Origin of the sequence: Paenibacillus selenitireducens (genome assembly GCF_002021565.1) — a bacterium.
In the GTDB taxonomy this organism is placed as follows: Bacteria; Bacillota; Bacilli; order Paenibacillales; family Paenibacillaceae; genus Paenibacillus_K; species Paenibacillus_K selenitireducens.
The window spans coordinates 178348-201226 of the sequence record NZ_MSZX01000005.1 but is presented as its reverse complement, the minus strand read 5'-3'; the positions used below and the strand labels follow the sequence as shown (position 1 = coordinate 201226).

Here is a 22879-nt window from a genome sequence, read left to right as displayed (position 1 = left end):
GGCAAATTTCTCGTCTTCATACTTTCCTAACCATTTAAACAAAGAAACAGCTCATAGCAGCTGCTTCTCGTCGTCTTGAAAATCTACATAGTTTTAGTATAAATCAGTTGATGCTCTTCTGCAAAAAAACGAATGGTTTCGAGCGCTCGGTTCGCTAACATTTCATTTTTCTCTTTTTTGTTGCGAATCCGTTTCTCAAGCTGAGGCAATAAACCGAAGTTTGCGTTCATCGGCTGGAAGTGCTCAGGATCCGCATTCGTGATATAATGCGCCATACTGCCTAGCGTGGATTGCTCTGGAAACTCGAGACAAGGCAACCCTTTCGCATAACGTGCCGCATTAATCCCAGCAATAAGCCCAGATGCTGCTGATTCCACGTATCCTTCAACCCCTGTCATTTGACCTGCAAAAAACAGGTTCTCCCGACCCTTGAATTGATAGGTTGCATTCAACAATCTTGGCGAGTTCACAAATGTATTGCGGTGCATGACGCCGTAACGAACGAATTCCGCGTTTTCAAGACCTGGAATCAATGAAAATACCCGTTTTTGCTCGCCCCATTTCAAATGCGTCTGGAAACCAACCATGTTATATAACGTACCAGCTGCGTTATCTTGGCGCAATTGGACAACAGCATAAGGAAGCTGACCTGTGTGCGGATTTATGAGCCCTACAGGTTTCATGGGTCCGAATAAAGCGGTTTGTTTGCCACGCTTCATCATAATTTCAATGGGCATACAACCTTCAAAATAAATTTCTTTCTCGAACTCCTTCAACGCCGCTGTTTCTGCGGAGACCAGCGCATCATAGAACACATTAAACTGCTCTTCTGTCATCGGACAATTCAGATATGCTGCTTCCCCTTTGTCGTAACGAGAAGCAAGATAAACCTGATTCATATCTATGGAGTCTTTCTCAATAATCGGAGCTGCCGCATCATAAAAATAGAAGTATTCTTCGCCCAACAAATTTTTAATTTGTGCAGAAAGACTTGGTGATGTCAATGGGCCTGTAGCAATAACGGTGATTCCTTCTTGCGGGATTTCAGTCACTTCTTCGTTCCGTACTTCAATCAATGGATGATTGCGAAGCGTATTCGTGATTTCATTCCCGAAGCCGTCACGGTCTACCGCAAGCGCACCTCCTGCCGGCACCGCATTACGGTCTGCCGCACCTAAGATCAGTGAATTCAGCATACGCATCTCTTCCTTCACGACACCCACAGCATTGGCTAATCCATTCGCACGAAGTGAGTTACTGCATACAAGTTCAGCAAATTTATCGGTATGATGCGCTGGCGTTTTCTGCACAGGGCGCATCTCATATAATGTAACAGGCACACCTTGGCTAGCGATTTGCCAAGCCGCTTCACTTCCTGCTAATCCTGCTCCAATCACGGTAACTCTTTGATGATCTGACATGTTGTATCCCCCTCGAAGGTCTGAGAGCGAGCTCTCTACAATTATAAATATTTGCTTATCACTTATTTATGAGCGCATTCGCCGAAACAGTCCCTAAGAATTAGGGACTGTGCGGACGCTCTACGTTTTATGTTGTAAGAGTATAGGCATCGCTATACATCTAGGCTTAATCCTCTTGATCTTGAACTTCTTCGCTAAAATCACACGAAGTACAATTATGCTTAATCCCCTGCTTCGTACGCTTCTCAACCAGTAACTTGCCGCATTGCGGGCATGGCTTAGAAATCGGTTTATCCCACGATACGAAATCACATTCAGGATATCGCGTACAGCCATAGAAAATACGACCTTTTTTACTGCGGCGTTCTACGACCTGACCTTCATGACAAGTTGGACAGTTTACGCCCGTTTCCTTGACGATCGGCTTGGTGTTTCGACAATCCGGGAATCCGGAACATGCTAGGAATTTACCGAACCGGCCCATCTTATAGACGAAATGACGTCCACATTTCTCGCAAATCTCGTCGGAAACCTCATCTTCAATTTCGATTTCCTTCATTTCTTCCTCAGCTACTTCTAAACGCTTCTCGAATGATTTGTAAAAGTCAGCGAGGACCTTCACCCATTCGCCTTCACCTTCTTCCACATGGTCGAGATCCTCTTCCATATGAGCGGTAAATTCAACATCTAGAATCTCAGGGAAAAATTGTTCCATTTGCTCGATGACGAGTTCGCCCAATTCCGTTGGAACGAATTTCTTCTCTTCCACCGCGACATAACCGCGTTTCTGAATGGTCTCCAATGTAGGAGCATACGTACTCGGTCTTCCAATCCCAAGCTCTTCAAGCGTTTTGACAAGTCTTGCCTCTGTATAACGCGGAGGAGGTTGTGTAAAATGCTGCTTCGGTTCGATATCCTTGTTCGTCAGCACATCCCCTTGTTTCAGGGCGGGCAACAATTTATCCTCATCCGTTGAACCGTCATCGTTACCTTCCACATAGACCTGCATAAACCCTTTGAAACGAACTTTGGAACCCACAGCACGGAATGTTGCTCTCCCTGCCGCAATATCTACCGTTAACGTATCAAGGATCGCAGAGGTCATTTGACTCGCTACAAAGCGTTCCCAAATTAACTTGTAGAGACGGTACTGATCACGGCTCATAAATGATTTGATCTCATCCGGTTCTCTTAATACCGATGTAGGACGTATCGCCTCATGCGCATCTTGTGCATTCGCAGAAGTTTTTTTGGTATATTGTCGTGGCGTTTCCGGCGAGAAATCGCTTCCGTATTTTCCCACGATAAATTCTTTAGCTTCATCTTGAGCCACTGTCGAAATACGCGTGGAATCCGTACGCATATATGTAATTAAACCGACAGTACCCTCTTTCCCTAAATCAACACCTTCATACAGCTGTTGCGCAACAGACATGGTCTTGGCTGCACGGAAATTCAATTTACGGGCTGCTTCTTGCTGCAGAGAGCTCGTAATGAACGGCGGCGAAGGGTGACGTTGTCTTTCCCGCTCCTTCACTTCGGTAACCGTGAATTTCTGTTTGGCGATCGCCTCTAGAATTTCTTTTACTTCATCTTCATTATGCAACTCACGTTTGGTTCCATCAATGGAATGGAATTTTGCTTCGAATTCATTTTTTCCGATCCCAAGCTTCGCAAGAATAGACCAATATTCCTCAGGGACAAAATCATTAATTTCATTTTCACGATCAATGATAATTTTCACCGCTACGGATTGTACTCGACCGGCAGATAAGCCCTTTTTGACTTTCTTCCATAATAATGGGCTGATCTTGTAACCAACAAGACGATCAAGAATTCGTCGTGCTTGTTGTGCGTTGACCAAATCCATATTGATTTGACGTGGGGTTTTGAAAGCATCCTTCACCGCTTGCTTCGTAATTTCATTAAAAACAACGCGGCAGCTTTCGCCCTCTTCCAAATCGAGGACATGCGCCAAATGCCAGGCAATTGCTTCTCCTTCGCGATCCGGGTCAGCTGCGAGATAGACTTTTTTCACTTTTTTCCTCGCGTCTTTCAGTTCTTTCATGATCGAACCTTTACCACGAATCGTTATATATTTTGGATTGAAGTCATTTTCGACTTCGACACCGATCTGACTTTTCGGCAAATCCCGGACATGACCCATTGACGCTTTCACAATATACTTACTGCCCAAATACTTGCCAATTGTTTTCGCTTTTGCAGGTGACTCCACAATGACTAGTGAATCCGCCATAGGCTCATCCTCCTCTCCATCATCCAAACTCTTCATTCTTTGTATTTCATGCGTTAATTTGCTATATACACGGAACCCGGAAGTTGACTGATTACCTTTTTTATTAGTAAAGATAACAGAACTGAATGCAAATGTCCAAAATTACTTTCACATTTTTCCAGAAGCTCATCAAAACCAATCGGAGCCGGTTCGATTAAACGATAAACGTTCAACTCATCGCTTGTCAACTCGGGCGACGAATATGGCTCTGCCATGATGGGTTGAAGAGAAACTCTATTCCATGTTTGAAACTCTTCTATAATATCATTTGCCGTCATGACCAATTTAGCGCCTTGGCGAATCAAATTTAACGCCCCTAGACTTTTAGGCGATGTAATTGGACCTGGAACAGCAAAGACCTCGCGGGATGCCTCCAATGCTGCATCTGCCGTGATCAATGATCCGCTCTTGATATCTGCTTCAACAACTACAGTCCCTAGACTTAAACCAGCAATGATACGGTTCCGCTGGGGGAATAACCCTGGATGCGATTTTGTCCCGATCGGATACTCGGAGATCACTAACCCCTTCGCAGCGATTTCTTCATGTAAAGACCGATTCTCTGGGGGATAGATGGCATGTATTCCTGTCCCTAATACGGCTATCGTTCGTCCCTGAACTTGCAAAGCCGCTGCATGGCAGCAGCTATCTATCCCTCTCGCTAGTCCGCTCACAATTGTGAAACCCGCTCCGCACAAGTCTCGAGATAGGAACTCGGATACTTTCTTGCCATAAGCCGTCGGCACTCGAGTTCCTACCATACCAATCGACGGCTCCTGCAGCAATGATGTATTTCCTATCGTATAAAGAACCCACGGGGGTGCTGGCGTTTCTTTGAGCAGTTCGGGGTATTCAGGGTCCAAAATCGTAATGATCCCGATTTGACGCTGTTTATAGCCTTCTAACCACGCATCAATGTTGTCAGGTGTGAGCTGCTGCGCAATGTAGGAGGCCTTGTCCTGCGTTAAACCCAAATCAACGAGATCCTGCTTATCTAAAGTAAACAATTCATGTAAGGAATGCAACTTCTTCATTAATACATGGATGGTTCTTGCACCGATTCCCTCTAGTTGATGCAACCCGAACAAGATCATATTTTCTTCCATGTTAAAAAAACTCCCTTCTATTGTGCGATAAAATGGAACCTATTTGCAAGTTTTCGACATTTCTATACAAAAAAAGCAACCTTCCCACACCGTCGGAACGGCTGCAGAAAGGTTGCTTACCTTTTTCTATCGATTAAATCGTATTTAGTTCGCTTCTTGTAACGCATTGTTCGAGCATTCCGCGTTCTTCAAGAACTTTGACCAACGTGGAACCCATTTCAGATGGCGTTGGAGCCACTTGAATGCCGCAAGACTGCAACTTAGCAATCTTCTCAGCCGCTGTCCCTTTGCCGCCAGAAATAATGGCACCCGCATGACCCATCCGTTTACCTTCAGGAGCTGTAGCACCGCCGATGAATCCAACGACAGGTTTCGTCATATTCGCTTGAATCCATTCAGCTGCTTCTTCTTCCGCTGTCCCGCCAATCTCACCAATCATAATCACCGCGAAGGTCTCTGGATCTTCATTGAATAGTTTAAGAATATCAATAAATTCGGAACCTTTTACAGGGTCACCACCAATACCTACCGCAGAGGATTGGCCAATTCCGCGCGTCGTCAATTGATGAACGGCTTCATAGGTTAACGTACCACTACGGGAAACTACGCCTACATGACCTTTGGTATGGATGTATCCTGGCATAATCCCAATTTTACATTCATCCGGCGTAATAACGCCTGGGCAGTTTGGCCCGATCAACACGGTTTTTTTGCCTTCCATGTAACGAGAAACTTTCACCATATCGAGGACTGGAATCCCTTCCGTAATACAGATAACCAATTCTAGATCAGCATCTACCGCTTCCATAATCGCATCCGCCGCAAATGCAGGTGGTACATAGATAACGCTAGCCGTTGCGCCTGTTACTGCAACCGCTTCGACAACCGTGTCGAATACAGGCAGTGTTACAACAGAGCCGTTCTCTAGTTCGAAATCAACATTTGTTCCACCTTTGCCTGGCGATACTCCGCCAACCATTTGTGTACCGTATTCCAAGCCGCCTTTGGTGTGGAACATCCCGGTTTTACCAGTCATGTTTTGTGTGATGACTTTTGTATTTTTGTTAATCAAAATACTCATGGGTTACTCACATCCTCTATTATATTAAACAGCCTCAACGAGCTTCACGATTTTCTGTGCACCATCCGCCATGGAATCTGCGGAAACAATATTCAAACCGGATTCATTCAAGATGCGTTTGCCGATTTCCACGTTCGTTCCTTCAAGCCGCACGACAAGCGGACGATCCAGTCCGATTTGTTTGGCTGCTGCAACGACACCGTCAGCAATAACGTCACAACGCATGATTCCACCGAAGATATTGACGAAAATCCCTTTGACTTTCTCATCGGACAGAATAATTTTGAACGCTTCGGTAACTTTCTCGGTCGTAGCACCGCCCCCTACATCTAGGAAGTTCGCAGGGTCGCCGCCATAATATTTAATAATATCCATCGTTGCCATCGCAAGTCCTGCACCGTTCACCATACATCCGATGTTGCCATCGAGCGCGATATAGCTGAGGTCGAATTTCGAAGCTTCGATTTCTTTTTGATCTTCTTCATCCAAATCACGTAACGCGAGAATATCTTTATGACGATATAATGCATTGGAATCAAAGTTCAACTTCGCATCCAACGCCATCACGTTACCATCGCCTGTTACAACAAGTGGATTAATCTCTGCAATTGAACAATCCTTTTCAACAAATGCTGTATACAGCGCTTGCATAAAGTGGACAGTTTTGTTCACAAGTGTAGATGGAATGTTGATCGCATACGCTAGTTTACGAGCTTGGAACGCTTGCAGACCAATGGCAGGATCAATCACTTCTTTAATAATTTTCTCAGGAGAATGCGCAGCAACTTCTTCAATCTCCATGCCGCCTTCTTCCGATGCCATCATAACGACACGGCCTGTGCTGCGATCGACGACAACGCCAACATAATATTCCTTCTTGATATCGCAACCTTGCTCAATAAGCAAGCGCTTTACTTCTTTGCCTTCAGGTCCTGTCTGATGTGTTACGAGAACTTTACCGAGAATTTGCTCCGCATAAGTTCGCACTTCTTCTAAGCTCTTCGCAACTTTAACACCACCAGCTTTACCGCGGCCACCAGCATGAATTTGAGCTTTTACGACAACCACTGGGGTTCCGAGCGACTCCGCAGCTTCAACAGCTTCATCTACAGAAAATGCAACCTTCCCTTGAGGAACGGCAACTCCATACTGTCTCAGGACTTCTTTTCCTTGATACTCATGGATATTCATTCTAGAATCCTCCTTAAACTTTTGCGAACTAAACTGCATTTCACGGTGCCATTCCCGTCTTGCAATCTATGAAATGGCAGAATATACAAGCGAGACTATTGTAACACTTTTTTAAAACGCTTTCCTTAGTTTTCAGAGGAAGAATATAAATCTTTTTGATATGATACTTATCACTTTTTGAGATCAGTTGGATAAATATGGGTTAACCGTGCGGCTTCACTTGACATCATAGCCCTTTCACTTTAGACTAAAAGGGAAATTTTACAATATATTAAAATCCTCTGGATATAAGGAAGCACCTTTTTCCGCTATTTTGTTGTGGAAAGGGTGTTTTTATTATGTACGGACAAATCAATAGCGCATGCGTCTATGGGGTCGAAGGACGAATGATCCAAGTCGAGGTCGATATCAGTAACGGACTCCCTCAAATGAGCATCGTGGGTCTTCCAGATTCCGCGATACGCGAGTCTATAGATCGGGTTCGAGCCGCGATTAAAAATTGCGGGTTCACCTTCCCCCTCGCTCGAATTACGGTCAATCTAGCGCCTGCGGATATTCGAAAAGAAGGTTCTGCCTTTGATCTTGCCATTGCTGTCGGGATACTGCTAACAAGCGATCAAATCCTAATAGAGGATGCTGAACAAATCTTAATGATTGGCGAATTATCCTTAAATGGAGAGGTTCGCCCCATTCCCGGTGTCTTGGCGATGATCGACCACGCCAAACGTCACGGCATTCGTAAAGTTCTCCTATCCGCTGGGAATGCGCCTGAAGCAGCATTAATTGAAGATATGGACATTTATGCGATACAACATATGAATCAACTCGTGCCTGAGGATGATTCAAATAGAGCACTCAACGTAGGAAAACTGAGGTTTATTCCGAATGTGGAGTTCAATGAGCATGGTCACTCTAACATAGATGTGACTCAAGAAGATTACGCAGATGTCCTAGGAAATCAGCAGGTCAAACGCGCCTTGATCGTCGCTGCTGCGGGTATGCATAACATCCTGTTAGTTGGTCCGCCTGGTACAGGGAAAACCATGCTAATTCGCCGTCTCCCATCCATTCTACCACCCTTACAGGAAGACGAAGCTTTAGAAGTAACGAAAATCTACAGCGTTGTGGGGAAATTAACCGGACAACAGGAAGGACTCCTCAAAACACGTCCCTTCCGTTCCCCTCATCATACAATTTCTGCGGGAGGACTCATCGGCGGAGGATCCATTCCCAAACCTGGTGAAGTGAGTCTCGCACATAAAGGCGTCCTTTTTCTGGATGAGCTGCCGGAATTTACGCGTGCTGTATTAGAAGTACTGCGCCAACCGCTCGAAGAACGATCGGTTACGATCAGTCGTACACGGGCTGTGTTCCATTATCCGGCCCATGTGTTATTGGCGGCTTCGATGAACCCTTGTCCCTGTGGCTATTGGGGAGCGGAGACGCCTCAACATCGCTGCAGCTGCAGCATGCCCAAGATTGCCGCCTATCGCTCGCGGATTTCGGGCCCGCTCCTCGATCGAATTGATTTACAGGTCGAAGTCCCGCGGATATCGAATCATAAACAAATCGGACCTACCATGTCTTCAGAAGAGATGCGGACACAGGTATTGACCGCGCAAGCGATACAAATCGAGCGTTATCGTAGGCTTCCCATTGCTTGGAACAGCGAACTGTCTGGATCAGCACTCCGAAGATACACGCAGCTGACACCTGAAGCTGATCTACTGCTTCAGCAGACGTATGAGGCATTGGGCTTGAGTTTACGCGCAAATGACCGGATATTAAAGCTATCTCGAACGATTGCAGATTTAGCGGAAAAGGAGCATATCGAGGTGGAGCATATTGCCGAGGCGATTCAGTATCGGAATTTGGATCGGAATGTGGGTGGGAGTACAATGTAATACCCTTTTTTTAAAAAGAGAAAGGTCTATTAGCATCCATTTAACTAGAGCTTAAATACTCTAAAAAGTCATTCGTATATTCGCCATTTTCATTAAAGCCACATGTCATTCAGCCCTTTTCGTTCCATTTCTCTGCTCCGTAATCGTTCCATGCGAACAGCTTCGTCAAGCGAAAAGAAATACGATAAGGGCACGGTCGTGAAACCCGTTGACATCACAAATTGGAGGTGCATTTAATTGAAAATCCAAATCATCGGTGGCTCGGGTACCGGCAAAAGCACATTGCTAAATATATCAGAAATGATCAGGTAGATTGATACGGATCATTATCTATATAAATTTTTTGAGCAGAATCCACCGAAATAACAAACTCTCGTCCATCACCCGGAATGTGATTATTAATGCCCATTTCAATCGCAAGCATTGTACTTTTCCCGGAAAAGCCACCACCAGTAATAACCGTTATTCCTTTTGGTATAGCCATCCCACATATACTTTTGCTATCTGAAAAACGAATGACTTTTTTTAAACTCTCTGGTGTAATAAATGGACTGGGACTCGTCATGGGGGAAATGGTACCATTTTCTCTAGGGAGTGTACTTCCATCTGCGATGAAGGCAACATAATGATAATGATTTAAATATTCACGAATCTGCATTTGTTTATCATACGTATCTCAAAATCTTTCAAAATCCGAGTGATGAAATGATGAATAGCTTATTTTATAAGACCTGATGCTCATTCAGCCTTACTTCTTGGCTTGTTCCTTCTCTTTAGCTGCCTTTTCCTCCTGCTTGGCTTTGATTAGACCCTCCTGCAGCTGCTTCTGGATATTCGTTATCGCTTGGTCGGCCGACTGCGTGTTGTCCAGCACTTGTTTTGTTTGCTCATCCATTACCTGCAATATGGTCTGGAAGAAGCTTTCAGGTGTCTTCTCAAAACGATAGGTTACGTTTTTAGCCCGGGGAGTCAACATATAGAATGCGGACAAGTCATGGTTCTCCTTGTCTTTGATAAATTCCTTCCGCGTTGGCAAACTACCACTCAATTGGCGCGACTGCATCTTCGCCATCTCAGGGCCATTGACAAACTTCACGAATTCCCATGCAGCACGCGTATTCGGCGACTGCGCATTGATCGCTATTATTTCATCGAGATACATACTATCCGCCGTATTCGGGTCCATCGCGCTGACAGGGGCGGTTACGACTCCCCATTGGAATGGCTTATAATCTTTCAAATCATCTTTGACTCGCTGCATCTCATTCGTTAACCAAGTTCCGCCAATCGCCATTGCAGTTTTCCCCATGAGGAACGTTTTGCCCTGATAATAACTCTCCATCGTCCCCCCTTGCATATTCATATCTCTATTCACGAGCGTTTTCGACTGGAAGCCATCCACGACAAGCTGATAGACCTTTCTCCATTGCTCCGCGTCAAATTGTACTTTTTCTTCTTCTTTATCCACGAGACGCAAATTTTCGGTGTTGGCGACCATCATAATGAAATTCGAAGGCGTCATCCCATAATCCATATATAGCCCATATTCCCGATCCTTCTCCGATCCTCCCGTTGGGAACCGCTTGGCTAACTGGAGTACCTCTTCCCAAGTCATCTGATTCTTAGGCAGATCAACGCCATACTTCTGGAACATATCGATATTATAGTAGATCGCTTGGGCGCTGAATGTAGGAGCAAGGCCGTAAATTTTACCGCCGCCCTTGTCTTTCAACAGCTGAATCACGTTAGGGATTATACTGTCCATATCGAATTTTTCTTGTTTGATCATCGTATCCAACTCATAGAGCTTGCCTGCGGATGCAAATTTCTCAAATTGATTTGCATACAGCATTAAAACATCTGGTTGATTTTTCTCAATGAACTTGGTGTAGGCCTCATTGGAATCTGGATTCTTCGACTCCTCGAGCTCCTGCTGCATTTTGTTCGTGGAAATGACTTCGAATTCAACATTCGGATATTTCATAGAGAAATAATTGGCATATTGCTGATAGAAGTAGTTTTCATCAAAGCACACGACCTTGAGCTTCACCTGTTCATCCTCGCCTAATAGCTTCAAAGCATTCTTGTCTTTAGAGCAGGCTGATAAGAACAGCGACAACGCGAGCACACTTACCAAAAGCAAGCTATAAAACTTTCGCATCTCCAACTTCCTTTCTACTCTATATATAAAATATCTTGGAATATTACATGTGATACCTTTCACATAGTCCAAAAAACAATTCACCTATTTTTTTCACAAGCGACTGTTTTGATGTTTGCATTCAAGACCGCCGATTCTTAGCCAAACCTTACATATTGCCTTACTGCCGCGAAGTAATGTTTATTATTCCATCATGCGACATTAGCGCTATCAATAACTCTAATTTGTACTTGCTTAAAATCTCATCTGCTTCTTGCTGAGTCATTTTTTCTGCCTTCACTTGCTCGGCGCAAAATGCTTTTACCGCGGCAATGAGTTCTTTCTTTGAATGATATGAAATAAATTCTTTCGTATCACCGTTTTCAAAGTGGAATGCAATAGAATATGTAACAGTAGAATCGAATGAATTAGGATTTTCATTTACGCCAGTACCTTCCACGGTAGTACTATCCGCTTTTGTTACTATAATTGAAGCGGATGGTTTAATTGTAAAACCTACACTTATGTCACCATTTACAGATTTAGAAACCTTTGCACCATTTTTGATGTCCTCAAGTGTTTGTTCATACAGGGCTATAGTTTCATCTACCTTTTCCTGTGTCCATACCTCAGTGTGCAAAACACCATCTTTATCATAATAACCACTCTTTTCGCCGATCAAATTTGGCAAGGTTTTCTTTTCTTCTGCTAGCCATTCTTTATATTCATCATACGTCCACCAATCGATGTCAGACAACGGATTTATCTTTTGGTATTCCACCTCATCCATCCAAGTTTTACCGCCATCAAAACTGATCTTTTTTGATCCATTTGCATCTTTGGTAGATATAAGAGAGATGCTAGCTTGGTCATTATCTGTTGCTCCGACAGCGTTAGTCGCAAATACAGCAGGTATACCAAGAGTCAAAGCTAGAGCCAATATCATTCCGATACTGGAAGTTTTCTTCATTTTCATGATAGACACAATCCTTTCTTCTATCACGTTTTTACTAAAATTGATGCAAAAAGGGGTCAGCCTGCTTTTCTTCTCTTCCATGCCGATGAGTGTCATAGCGTATGCAGATTTTATCGTTTCCCCGTAGGTCCTCACCACAGTTTCATCGCAAGAAAGTTCAAGATCACGGTTGGCCAGCACATACATCACCCATACAATGGGATTAAACCAATGTATAGATAATACCGATACCAAAAGCAGCTTTGTTAACGTGTCAAAGCGCCGGATATGTACAAATTCATGGGCAAGGACATAACGTAGGCTTGTTTCATCTGTCCAGTCCGTTGTTTTGGGCAGGAGTACCACAGGCCGGAATACTCCATAGGTTAGGGGCGCTGTTATTTTATCGGATTGCCTGATTTGGACTGGTCGCCGCATAGGATGTTCCCCTAGCCAGTGAACGACAAAATCCTTCTCCACAGGTAGAGAGGTATTAAACTCTCTAGTGTACTTGATATAAGTCACAATGAAAAACAATGCGCAAACACACATCCCCACCAGCCAAATACTTGTAAAAAGAGAAACGGGTATAACTGGCCTATCGACTCCAATGAATTGTTCCGGATTAGGGGTAATGCCTATATAAGGAATTCCCATCGATTTTACAGGGGCAGCTAAGTCCTCCGACTTCATAACAGCCTGTTTCAGTAAGTCAATTACCGTATAAACGCTAATACCTGACGGAATCGAAAACGGAATCAACAGGCGACAAATCACAACGCCCCACAGGACAAGAAAAGTCTTTTTCGGCAGCTTGTGCAGAGCAAGCGCACGAATTATGACAATCGCGATAATCAAAACTGCCGCAGAGAGGCTCATATCAAAAAGACTCAAATCTGTCACCTCACTTCAAATTATTGACAAATTGCTTTAACCGATCTATTTCTTCCTGAGACAGGTTTTTCCTGTTCAGAAGGGAAGCAAAAAGTAAATCTGCTGATCCATCAAATACTTTGTTGATAAGTTCCGTAGCTTCCTGTTCCTGCACTTGTTCTTTGGGGAGGACCGCTCGGCATACAAAATTTGGTTCTAGCCGTTCAATTGCACCCTTGTCAATGCACTTTTTAATCACTGTATAGGTCGTATTCTTGTTCCATCCGACCTGTTCCTTTAGAATGCCGGTAAGCTCTTTTGCCGTTAAATCTCCCTCTTTCCACAAGACATCCATTATTTTGAGCTCGGAATCGAAAAGCTTTATCTCCATATGTACACCTCCTTTTCGGACTATTGTAATAGTCTTGCGTAGTTATATACTACCGCAATAGTCTATATGTGTCTAGACTATAATAGTAGTCTTATGATTTATTTTGAACCAATTTCATAATTTGTCCATGTTCATATCCTGTTGTTCATTCCGGCGGTTGTAATCAATGAATGCCTCGCGACGATCGTCTATGCTGTCATAGAAATCCGGGAGCAAAGGCGGACTCAAGCCATAGCAGCAAATCCCTAATACCTCCACTCCCCATCAAGGGTAATCGGTGGAGCATCATCCAAATCATATGATCGAAGATCTAATAGACCGTTATGGGCTACCGGGTGAGGGGGTGATTCGTGGTAAACAAACCAGAGCAGACTGAAACAGGTCAGAAAGATCATCGTGATGAGAAGAATCAAAACAAAAACAGAAAATAAAATGGATTTATCGTTTACTTGGACGATCCTTTTCGACAACACCCTGTATTTATGACAACAAAAAAACCGCGTTTTACGCGGTTCATTCATTAAATACCTCAGACGTGATATTTTCCCGTAGGTGCATTTAGCACCCATTCCAACATTTCTATTCTAGCAACAATCTCGCGTAATTCATTACTTTCATGAACGGATTCGAGCCGCTGCTTCGTCTGCTCTAACTGAATAATCATACGTTTAATTTGATCTTCTGAACGCATCGTTATTCCTCCATACTACGTAAAAATTGAATAATCGTACCCATTCTCTGCTTGCATTCAGCTAATATCATAAGTATCTATTTATTTCTTTCGTTTAAATACGCAAATAACTTCCTTCGAAGATCCCTGATATTGGCTTGTATCAAAACAAGAAATGAGTTCCCAGCCCTGAGATCCCATCGCGTTAAGTTCGTTATCGAATTCATCTAAATCTAACTTTCCTCCCGTAAAGAAACCTTTTGTAAGAAATTTGAGCGTTCGATATTCCCACTGTTCCATCTGATTACCATCCTTCTTATTGTTGTGAAATGGAGCCGTTATCCTCTATGAATAATTCATCGTCTTTTTTACTCCACATTCTTGTATTCGACATTTATCATCGTTCCCCTTTTAGAACAATAAAGAAACCCCTGCAAAACATCATAAGGCACTGATAATTTTAGTATTTTAACTATATCGATGATAAAGATCATGACGAAGTTGGCTATGTTGGATAAATCCAATAACTTTAACGGATTTGCCTATATTAAAGCGTCTATATTGTATATTTCCAATAAAAATGGATGAAAAACATTAATAATCCTCAATTCGTGGCTCCTATCCTGCATAAAATCCAATATAGATCATAAACAAAGCTCATTCCTACGTCCTATCTTGTATTACTCCATTATAGATAATAACAAGGCCCATCTGGATGGAAAAAAATCGAGGAAGGCTCACTTGGTTAGGGTGAAGGTACTCTTTCTGTGGTCTCAACACATCATCAGGAGTTTTTTGATTACTTTTATATCATTGAATTCGGAAACCATGTACTATGTATCATCCATGTATCCTCATACACCCTGCAGGTATCTTATCCGCCAACCATACACCACTTTCTGCAAAATAAAACGTACCCCCGTTTTGAGCCGCATGCGCTGTATCCACTTCAAGAATAACAAGCTCTCCTCGTCTTTTTCCCGCTAGCGTAGCAAACTCTATATTTTCAGATAAATGCACGTACTGTCTTCCCATAGGCTTAAGTCCCTCGGCTAAAATCTGATGTACAACTTTGGCGTTCGTACCGTGATAGAGAATGGCAGGCGGCTGCATCGCTTGATACGTCAATTTCTCTGCACTGTGACCATATCTCGCACGTATACCCTTGCCCTTAATTTCGTATCTCTGCTTCTCGCAATTCGACACTACGGTCTCAATATCATCCTCTGTAATATGCGCCCACTTATGTTCCTTACGGATTGCATGGAGCAGATCTTCAAGTTGACAATAGCCGTACGCATCCAGCACAAGTCCGAACTCTGCTGGTGTATGGCGAAGCATTTTACTCATAAATTTACTTAAACTTTGCTCTTGCGCCTTCGTTAACATGGTCCTCCTCCTTAAGCCCTTGCATGACGGTTCAATTATAATTTTGCCGATATGACTAGAATAAACGTTGCTATCGGTCCTAATATCAAAGAGAGCATAAACCAATTCAACCCGCTTCTGTTCTTCCCTTGCGCAAGTCCTGCATTAATTAAGGCAAGAGTTCCCCAGCCTACAAAATATCCGCTATCCATGTTTTACTCCCTCCTATCATGTTCTCATGTACTTCACTATTCATTCTTCTGCGCAACAATTATTTTGGAAAATAGGAAGGTATAATATATGTTACGAAACTCAATCGCATGGGATTCATTATTTAACATCAACCAATGGAAAAAGCCGATTCATTCCTTAGCGCAAGGAAAATCGACTTGTTCCATACAGAGAATTAATAATCAGGAGTTAATAATGAAGACCGTATTACTGCAAAATAAGGTGCGCTAACCGTCGTTAGAATTTCTAATCCATCTTCATCAGAATCCGCATTGACAAAATCAAAGAGTTCCATAGGATATTGAACCGTCATGTCCTGGGCATATGTAGCCTTTGTTATATTCGCAACCCCAAGGTCAATGGTAATTATTACCCGTTCTTCACTTACTCCGGTCCGTTCAATACAGTGCTAGCATTCTCCTTGCCTTCTTTACCCGTCCAAAAGAAGAGATCCGCCAATCCCCCGCCTAATGTAAGCTCGAATCGGTACTGTGATCCCGAAACATGTGTAAGCTGCACCGGCTCTACTTTCCCCGTATCACGGCTTACTTTTCTAAGCGTGTCTGGCTTCCGATCTCCTAAATCAAAGATCACTTCGATTTTCTGTTTCGTTTCTTCGGCAGACCCGTGCTGCTGTCCCGGCAATAAGCCTTCGCCGCTTGTAAGACCGTTCATGATCATGAAGTAATTTTCTGCCTTAGGTAAAAATTTATCATGAATATCCTTCAATCCGTCAATCGGTTCAAAATACCCGATGAGCACATCACCCGGTAAACCGTTATTTTCCGTGCCCATGTTCGTTGCTGTAACGCTTCTCATGTATGGATCTACCGTTGAATCGAATAACGCTACATTTTTCGGTTTCGCATTGGGTACGTTCTTGCCGTTTTCTTGATGTTGACCTTGAACAAATCGTACATCCGTACTGTTTAACCTGACAAGATACGATCCTAGGTTTCTTCCTTGCTTCGCTAACTCGGCATACCAATGATAATGATCCGTTACATTGCCATTCTTATCGTAGAAAAGGAAGACTTCTGGATTATTCTTTTCCCATCGGAACAGACTCGTCCATTTCGCTCCCATGGTCCAACTCGCAAAGGATACGATATTAATTTGTGATTCGGTTGCAACGTAAGGCCCCGTTTGTGCAGCATTATTCCCCGTTTTATAACCTAGAAGATATTGCCCCCATGGAATCGGAGACTGTCCTGTACCATCGTAACCCTCTTGTGCTACCGTTCGAACATGATTCACTTGTTCATATAATTGTTTAACGCTACCTGCAAGAGGCTTATCCCGCATTCCAAAGTAATAGGCGTCGAAAGTAATCATATCCGGCTTAGCTGCCCTGACATAGGATCTCATTTGATCCTGAGTCCACTGTTCACCCCATTGATTGTTGTGAACGATGACATCCGGATACAATTTATGGCTTAGATCATACCAACCTTTCATTTTCTTGATCAAATCCGGACTATAACCTTCCTCATCGCCAAATTGCATGCTTACGAGATGGTCCAAATTTGCTCTTTGGGTGTCATTGAGGAAATGTTCTTCCGTCGTTGGCGCCTCTTTCATCTGATCGGCGTAAGGCGCTTTGGCAATTGCCCACTGCATGTCGGGAAGGACTTTGTGCATGCTCTCGTTATATAGTGGCGGATCATAGTATGTCGGAGCCGTAAAGTGAATATCGCTCCATTCTTTGGCCGTCGGATATTCTCGGTCGCTATCCATAACGCTTGCGCCTATCGTATCCATCGGAGCATTCATCATGATATTGCTTTTGTCTTTGAATTCGCCGTTCACATACAATGAAGTACCCAAGGAGGTACCGACAAATGTTAAGTGCACCCATTCATCGATCGGAGCCTCATAATTGAAGGTTACATCCGCAACGCCGTATTTCGTGAACCCCACTTTTTTCGTTCTGGTTTCTTGTTCCAATTTCAGCGCTGCGTTCTTCGAACTCATCAATGCTGCGCTCGTCGTAGGACTTTGAAGCCGTTTGACCCACATGGAAGCTGTCCAGTTGTTCGAAATATCCGGTTTACCTATTTTAACGGAAGTATTCTTGCCGTTAAATTCAAGGGCGCCGCCTATTTTCCCTGAGACTGCTTTCACTTCGCCTTTCAAAGTTCCTTCATACTCTCCCCATGAATCGTGAACAAGACCGTCATCTATATCAAAATTCCAATACGCTACGCCACCCTCCGTGATTTGCGAGGGATCGCCTGTACCCTTTCCTGCGAGCTGCCCAATCTCTTCGCTGCTCAATGCACGGTTAAACACTTTAACCTCATCTAAGGTCCCGTTCAACACGCCAGTGCTTACGTCAGTCGGCACCCATGCTTGAATTTGAAGACCTTTGTCGATCAAAGCTTTGCTTCCTCGGGATAGACCACGGTTCGCTTCCGTGTTATAGACTTCAAACTCCGAAATGCTCGGTCCAAGCGCACCTGGTACTTTTTCCGTAATATTCAATCTGACTTTACTGCCGGTTACAGGTTTAAAAACAGCCTTTTCCTTGGTGGATGCTTTTCCTCCAACAAAGGCATCTCGCCATTCGCCTCCATTCCAATATTGAATCTTGTAGCTTCCGATTCTTTGCTGCAGCTGCGAGAATTCCACTTGATTAAACGTCATATTCGCGCCTAAACTCACCTCAAGCGTTGCCGAAGTCACATCATCGGTCGTTGCCCAACGTGATTCCGGATTGGCATCGACCGCTTTGTTCCCGTCATAGGCCGTATTTCCGTACTTTTGTGGCGGCTCATTTGTATTAAATACCTTAAAATCCCAAATACTCGGTCCAGCTGTTCCTAAGATAGATGTAATGTGAAATCGAACCTTGCTCCCCGTCACCGGCGAGAAGGTCACGCTCTCCGGCGCAAATTTGTCCTTATCGTTCACATTGGTATAACCTGCTTTTGCTTCGCCACCTGTATAGGCGTCAACCCATTCAGAACCATTCCACGCTTGGATTTTATAGCTTCCGATCCTTTTGGCGAACTGCATAAAATCAATTTTATTAAAAGTAACTTCCGTTCCGAAATCGATATCCATCGTAACCGATGTAAGACCGCCATCGTCCGTTGCCCAACGCGTGCTTGGATCCCCGTCTACCGCCTTGGATCCGTCGAAAGAAGCGCTATTCCCATAATAATTGCTTGCGGTTACAGGCTTCTGGTATGCCATATCCCCATCTGTGAAGAAATTGCTAACCGTAGCAGGTTTATCATAGACCAAATTTCCGAGTTCTTCTGTGTTGACCCATGGTTTAACCGTTTTGCCGGATTCATTTGCACTCATGACAGCAGGTGAAGAAGACATCCAAGTAAAAGATAGCAATGCGATGCATGCAGCGGTCTTTATTGTTCTTCTCTGACGGACGATTTCCTTAATCATTTATTTCCCACCTCTCAGACATGTATTATTACAGTTGTAAGTAGATCCATTGGAGTGAACAATTAAATAACACCTCAACGTTCTTCGACGATCCTCCTTTCATCTCGATGTTGAAATTACGAAAGCATCTATTCCAGGGTTAGCCAGCTTTCGGGTCTCATCTTAAGTAAATGAACGCGTTAATGCAATAAACAAAATTCTATGCTGCAACAATTATCGCCCAGCTTGAAAATAATATATATCGCGAATAAATGATCATAATCGCATCGAAACTATTTTCTACAATAAGCATATTTATCAAGAATATAAAAAAAAGATCCTGCTTGAATTCAAGTCAGGATCTTTCGTATTATACCGTTCATTGTTCTCTTGTATGTTCCAAGAACCAGTCATATAATGCAGGGTTCCGGTATGTCTCTGTCCAAGAATCATGTTCTACGCCTGGATATACCGTAAATTTCACTTTGGCATCCATAGCTTCTAAACCGGATACGATCATTTGTGTGAATTGGATCGGCACCACTGGATCTTGATCCCCATGGAACGTCCAGATTGGCATCTCTCGCAAAGGAGATAAATCACGACCAGGAATAGATCCGCCACAGATCGGAGCGATCGCAGCGAAACGTTCGGGATGCATCATTGCGAGATCCCATGTCCCAAAGCCGCCCATGCTTAGACCCGTTAAATAAATCCGATTCTCGTCTACATGATAGTCATTCACAATGTTATCTAGTAATGTAATGAGCGACTCGTTCTCGAACGGCCAGAATGAGTTGGTTGCACATTGTGGGCAGACGACAATGAATGGAAGTTCTTCGCCAGCATCCAAATTCTGAGGGATACCATATTTTTTAATTAATTCGATATCATCGCCCCGTTGATTCATTCCATGTAAAAAATAAATCATCGGCCATTTCACATCCGCTGACGGATCATAGCCTGATGGCAAATAAACAACATAGTTCAATTCAAGCGTCTTGGTTACGGTTTGTTGCAATCGTGATACCATTTGTTGCATCGTTATCCTCCTTCACATTCCATGGTTCTGCCTAAAATGCATTCATCCAATGGGATATCTCCATCTGCTTGCCGCTGACATCGGGTTGGAACAGCACGGTAACCACATCAAAACGAACCTGTGTTGGCGCATTCCCTTGTTGGTACAGATATACTTCCGCAGTCGCACGAACTTGTCTCTGCTTGCGATAGTTGACGGATTCCACGGCCATACCGTACCGAGTCGTGCCCGTTCGACTACGTACCTCAACGAACACGAGCACATCCTTGTCGCGCATGATGAGATCGATTTCCCCGCTGCGACATCGCCAATTCCTAGCCACGATGGTATATCCCTTGGCCAAGAGATAGATTTCGGCCTGCTTCTCCGCTTCCGACCCAATGGCTCTTCGATTCACCATTTGTCCACGCCTCTTGCTTGTTGGTCGGAGCGGTACACAAAGCTAAGAACTTCTGCTACGAGCTGATACAGCTCCGCAGGAATCTGTTGATCCAAGTCCAACTTCGACAGTACTTCTACAAGAGAAGGATCTTCCTGAACCGGGACGCCGTTTTCTATGGCTTTATCCAGAATCGCCTGCGCGAGCTGACCTCTTCCCTTGGCAATCAAGGTAGGTGCTTCCAATGAGCCTGGCTCATATTTGAGCGCAACGGCTTTCTTCAGACGAAACCCTTCTGGGGGCGTTTCTTGCTTCGAATGGGACGTACTCATACGCGCAGATCTACCCCTTTATATGAAGATGGCGTAAAAGGACGCGCCGGATTGTCGCTTGGCATATCGATTGGAACCGAAACATCCGGTTTCTCCGGTAGCGGAGCCGTCTGCAAAGAGATTAATTGGTATCCAATACGATCTAAAGCCTGCTCCATATCCGAACGACGTTCTTGCATCCACTCTCCAAGCCATGCTTGATCATTATGAAATTTCAAAGAAACGATATTGTCGACCACCTGCACATCTGCGATCGTGCGACCCAGCGCTTGCAATTGCAAATCGAACCACAAATGGCAGTTTCCTGCGTCAAGCTCCCCGCGTTTACCTTTGCGGGTCTGAATATGTACGGTTGCGGTTTCCTTGCCGTCCTTGGTCGTCAACGGGATAAACAGACTCACATGCGCAAATGTAGACGAACGATCATTCGAGAGCATCAACTGTTGCCCCGTAATCTGCTGCACTAACTGCTGAGCGGTATCCTTCATGGCAGACGGGATATCATCCGCTTGAAGTAATTGCATGAGTACACTCTTGAGATTCTCTGGGGCTGACGTTGTTCCCGCTGCGGAAGGATGAGGGGGTGTTCCATTCCCCAATTGGATATCTTGCCGTATAAGGGCATCAGCCATGAATTTACCGGATTTGATACCTTCTTGACCAGAAGCAAGTATTGCAGCATTCGGTGGTGCAGGATCAAGCGAGGTGGTAGCTGTTGCTGGGCTTCCTTTCGGGGCCCCGTCTAACGACTTCCACGTCAATTGTTCATGCTCCACGCCGAGGAGCTTCAAGACACGGCCGATCCATGGCTCTGAAGTCGGCTTAGGTGCTTGCGCATCCGATGCAAGCATCTCCGCCGATGCCTGTGCTAACGGAATGCTTGCAGCCGTCGCTGGTGCCGAAGATTGCGCAGTGCCACTTGATGATTGAACCGACGCCGCTATTGTTCTCGTGCTTGGTTGTTCAGCCGTCATGCCATTCATAGGCATTGTCATCGGGCCTGATGCTGCCGGGCGCGCCGCAGGTACGGGCGCCGAAGAGGCAGCGGGAGCAGCACCTTGCGCTGCGGTCGTCGCTGCTGCCTGGGCCGTTGCCGCAGCAGCTGTGCTGGCTGCGGATGCCGCCGGTGCGCCTTGCGGAGCCGGCGCACCCATAGGCGCTGCTGCGCTCGGGGCGTTCGCCCCTGGCGCAGCTTGCGCGCCCGCCTGCGGCCCGGCGGCTGTGCCGGCCGTGCCGCTTGGCGCTGGGGCCGCGGGCTGTGCCGCCGCGGCCAGTTCGCGCAGCACCGCTGCTGCCTGCGTCAGCAGCAGCGGTGTGCTGCCCGCGCGCGCGCCGCCGGCTGCGGCCGGCGCTTGCGCCGAGCCCGCCCCGCCTGCAGCTTGCTGCGGGGCCGCACTACCCTCGCGCGTCGCAGAGCTCGCGCGATCTACCAGGTCCAGCGCATCCGCCAGCTGACCCTGCAACGTCACTAAAAGCTGCGGCAAAGATTTGCCGAACAGCACTTGATGTAACGCCTTCACCGTCTCCTGCGTCAACGGGAGACCCCGCTTAAAGGCAAGTGCAGAAGCTTGCATCCACTGCTCCTGCGATACTCCCTGCGGTAAATTCCCCATGAGATTTCGCAGGGTCTCCGCATTTTCCTTCGTTAATGGCACACCATTCTGCTGCATAAGCTGCACCAACTCGCGCGACCATTTCTGATCCGGCAGTCCAACAGATTTTAACACATCCCCCATCGACTGCTCTGGAATCGGAACATTCGGCGAAGCTTGCAGCGGCTTCAGAACGACCATCCCATTCGATGTCTCGGGCTGTACCTGCAGCATCGTGGTCTGTCCCGGCGCCAAAGGAGATTCTAGCTTTGCTTTGACCTGTACACCATTAATATTCATGACCGCTTCCTGGCCATCATCTGATACTTGGCTCACGACCCCGCGGACCACTTGTCCTGATTTCAATTCTAACTGTTTCGCGTCACCGGCTTTTACATCGCCCATAAGCCCACGAACCATTTGTCCGATATTCATAACAATCCCTCCTCGTCTCTCCATGCGAGACGGCATTCGAGAGCAATCTCTACCCTATTTATCGGTCGGATCCCCGTAAAACATA

Annotated in this window: 19 protein-coding genes; 1 reads left to right on the top strand and 18 read right to left on the bottom strand. The window is 45.1% G+C overall.

Annotated features, from left to right (window positions below; all coding sequences use genetic code 11):
• Positions 1–83: 83 nt before the first annotated feature.
• The 5 genes from trmFO to sucC all read right to left on the bottom strand — a co-directional run bounded on the left by trmFO (position 84) and on the right by sucC (position 7095).
• Positions 84–1421: an FADH(2)-oxidizing methylenetetrahydrofolate--tRNA-(uracil(54)-C(5))-methyltransferase TrmFO gene (trmFO, locus tag BVG16_RS14165; protein ID WP_078499326.1), complete on the bottom strand. Its 1338-nt coding sequence runs from the start codon at positions 1419–1421 to the stop codon at positions 84–86.
• 166 nt (positions 1422–1587) lie between these two features.
• Positions 1588–3678: a type I DNA topoisomerase gene (gene topA / locus BVG16_RS14160; RefSeq protein ID WP_078499325.1), complete on the bottom strand. Its 2091-nt coding sequence runs from the start codon at positions 3676–3678 to the stop codon at positions 1588–1590.
• A gap of 53 nt (positions 3679–3731) precedes the next feature.
• Complete coding sequence (gene dprA, locus BVG16_RS14155) at positions 3732–4823, bottom strand: DNA-processing protein DprA (RefSeq protein ID WP_078499324.1); 1092 nt, start codon at positions 4821–4823, stop codon at positions 3732–3734.
• Between the two features lie 133 nt (positions 4824–4956).
• Positions 4957–5904, bottom strand: coding sequence for a succinate--CoA ligase subunit alpha (sucD, locus tag BVG16_RS14150; protein ID WP_078499323.1), 948 nt, complete (start codon positions 5902–5904; stop codon positions 4957–4959).
• A 24-nt stretch (positions 5905–5928) separates the two neighbouring features.
• Positions 5929–7095, bottom strand: a complete 1167-nt coding sequence (gene sucC / locus BVG16_RS14145; RefSeq protein ID WP_078499322.1) for an ADP-forming succinate--CoA ligase subunit beta — start codon at positions 7093–7095, stop codon at positions 5929–5931.
• A gap of 338 nt (positions 7096–7433) precedes the next feature.
• Here sucC and BVG16_RS14140 point away from each other — a divergent pair, with 338 nt between their 5' ends.
• Complete coding sequence (locus tag BVG16_RS14140; RefSeq protein ID WP_078499321.1) at positions 7434–8999, top strand: YifB family Mg chelatase-like AAA ATPase; 1566 nt, start codon at positions 7434–7436, stop codon at positions 8997–8999.
• 304 nt (positions 9000–9303) lie between these two features.
• On the opposite strand, the gene BVG16_RS14135 is transcribed toward BVG16_RS14140, so the two are convergent.
• The 13 genes from BVG16_RS14135 to BVG16_RS14085 all read right to left on the bottom strand — a co-directional run bounded on the left by BVG16_RS14135 (position 9304) and on the right by BVG16_RS14085 (position 22794).
• The gene (locus BVG16_RS14135) at positions 9304–9657 is read right to left on the bottom strand and encodes a P-loop domain-containing protein (protein ID WP_078499320.1); all 354 of its coding nucleotides are present in this window, start codon (positions 9655–9657) and stop codon (positions 9304–9306) included.
• 90 nt (positions 9658–9747) lie between these two features.
• Positions 9748–11160 carry an extracellular solute-binding protein gene (locus tag BVG16_RS14130; protein WP_078499319.1) on the bottom strand — a complete coding sequence of 471 codons (1413 nt, stop codon included), beginning with the start codon at positions 11158–11160 and terminating at the stop codon, positions 9748–9750.
• 160 nt (positions 11161–11320) lie between these two features.
• Positions 11321–12988, bottom strand: a complete 1668-nt coding sequence (locus tag BVG16_RS14125; protein ID WP_078499318.1) for a M56 family metallopeptidase — start codon at positions 12986–12988, stop codon at positions 11321–11323.
• 10 nt (positions 12989–12998) lie between these two features.
• Positions 12999–13358 (bottom strand): BlaI/MecI/CopY family transcriptional regulator, encoded by a 360-nt coding sequence (locus BVG16_RS14120; protein WP_078499317.1) that lies wholly within the window; start codon positions 13356–13358, stop codon positions 12999–13001.
• A 529-nt stretch (positions 13359–13887) separates the two neighbouring features.
• Positions 13888–14049, bottom strand: a complete 162-nt coding sequence (locus tag BVG16_RS33125) for a hypothetical protein (protein ID WP_198957469.1) — start codon at positions 14047–14049, stop codon at positions 13888–13890.
• An 81-nt stretch (positions 14050–14130) separates the two neighbouring features.
• A complete protein-coding gene (locus tag BVG16_RS14115; RefSeq protein WP_078499316.1) occupies positions 14131–14328 on the bottom strand; it encodes a DUF4177 domain-containing protein in 198 nt (65 codons plus the stop codon).
• A gap of 540 nt (positions 14329–14868) precedes the next feature.
• The gene (locus BVG16_RS14110; RefSeq protein ID WP_078499315.1) at positions 14869–15417 is read right to left on the bottom strand and encodes an RNA 2'-phosphotransferase; all 549 of its coding nucleotides are present in this window, start codon (positions 15415–15417) and stop codon (positions 14869–14871) included.
• A 35-nt stretch (positions 15418–15452) separates the two neighbouring features.
• Positions 15453–15608, bottom strand: a complete 156-nt coding sequence (locus BVG16_RS33120) for a hypothetical protein (protein WP_198957468.1) — start codon at positions 15606–15608, stop codon at positions 15453–15455.
• A 403-nt stretch (positions 15609–16011) separates the two neighbouring features.
• A complete protein-coding gene (locus BVG16_RS14105; RefSeq protein WP_078499314.1) occupies positions 16012–19035 on the bottom strand; it encodes a discoidin domain-containing protein in 3024 nt (1007 codons plus the stop codon).
• 358 nt (positions 19036–19393) lie between these two features.
• Positions 19394–20056 carry a carboxylesterase family protein gene (locus tag BVG16_RS14100; protein ID WP_078499313.1) on the bottom strand — a complete coding sequence of 221 codons (663 nt, stop codon included), beginning with the start codon at positions 20054–20056 and terminating at the stop codon, positions 19394–19396.
• Positions 20057–20087: 31 nt separating this feature from the next.
• Positions 20088–20456, bottom strand: a complete 369-nt coding sequence (locus tag BVG16_RS14095) for a YraN family protein (protein WP_078499312.1) — start codon at positions 20454–20456, stop codon at positions 20088–20090.
• Complete coding sequence (locus tag BVG16_RS14090; RefSeq protein ID WP_078499311.1) at positions 20450–20767, bottom strand: EscU/YscU/HrcU family type III secretion system export apparatus switch protein; 318 nt, start codon at positions 20765–20767, stop codon at positions 20450–20452. The genes BVG16_RS14095 and BVG16_RS14090 overlap by 7 nt, the downstream gene beginning before the upstream one ends.
• A complete protein-coding gene (locus BVG16_RS14085) occupies positions 20764–22794 on the bottom strand; it encodes a hypothetical protein (RefSeq protein WP_078499310.1) in 2031 nt (676 codons plus the stop codon). Before BVG16_RS14085 ends, BVG16_RS14090 begins: the two co-directional genes overlap by 4 nt.
• Positions 22795–22879: the final 85 nt, after the last annotated feature.